This window comes from Streptomyces telluris (genome assembly GCF_024519335.1).
Lineage (GTDB): Bacteria > Actinomycetota > Actinomycetes > Streptomycetales > Streptomycetaceae > Streptomyces > Streptomyces telluris.
Genome location: NZ_JANIID010000091.1, coordinates 1 through 666, shown reverse-complemented (window position 1 = coordinate 666; position 666 = coordinate 1). Strand labels below are relative to the sequence as shown.

At 71.0% G+C, this 666-nt stretch carries 1 protein-coding gene; it reads right to left on the bottom strand.

Annotation, left to right across the window (positions count from 1 at the left end):
• Positions 1-666 (bottom strand): NAD(P)-dependent malic enzyme (locus NQU55_RS36230; RefSeq protein ID WP_284702716.1); only part of this gene is annotated, 666 nt, incomplete at both ends.

Genomic DNA, 666 nt, shown 5'->3' with positions numbered 1-666 from the left:
GTTGAAGACGCTGGGGATGATGTAGTTCGCGTTGAGCTCGTCCTCGGCGACGACGTCGGCGAGGGCGCGGGCGGCGGCGAGCATCATGTCGGTGTTGACCGTGCGGGACTGGGCGTCGAGGAGGCCGCGGAAGACTCCGGGGAAGACCAGGACGTTGTTGATCTGGTTGGGGAAGTCGGAGCGGCCGGTGGCGACGACGGCGGCGGTCTGGCGGGCGATGCCGGGCTCGACCTCGGGGTCGGGGTTGGCGAGCGCGAAGACGATGGCGTTCTCGGCCATGGCGGCGACGTCGTCGCCGCTGAGGACGTTGGGGGCGGAGACGCCGATGAAGACGTCGGCGCCGTGCACGGCTTCCTTGAGGGTGCCGGTGACGCCTTCGGGGTTGGTGTTGTCGGCGATCCAGCGCAGGGCGGTTTCGGGGCCGGCGTCGACGAGGTCGGGGCGGTGGGCGTGGACGACGCCGTGGATGTCGGCGACGACGGCGTGCTTGACGCCGGCGGCGATCAGGAGTTTGAGGATGGCGGTGCCGGCGGCGCCCGCGCCGGACATGACGACGCGTACGTCGCCGATGGCCTTGCCGACCACGCGCAGGGCGTTGGTGAGGGCGGCGAGGACGACGATGGCGGTGCCGTGCTGGTCGTCGTGGAAGACGGGGATGTCCAGGGC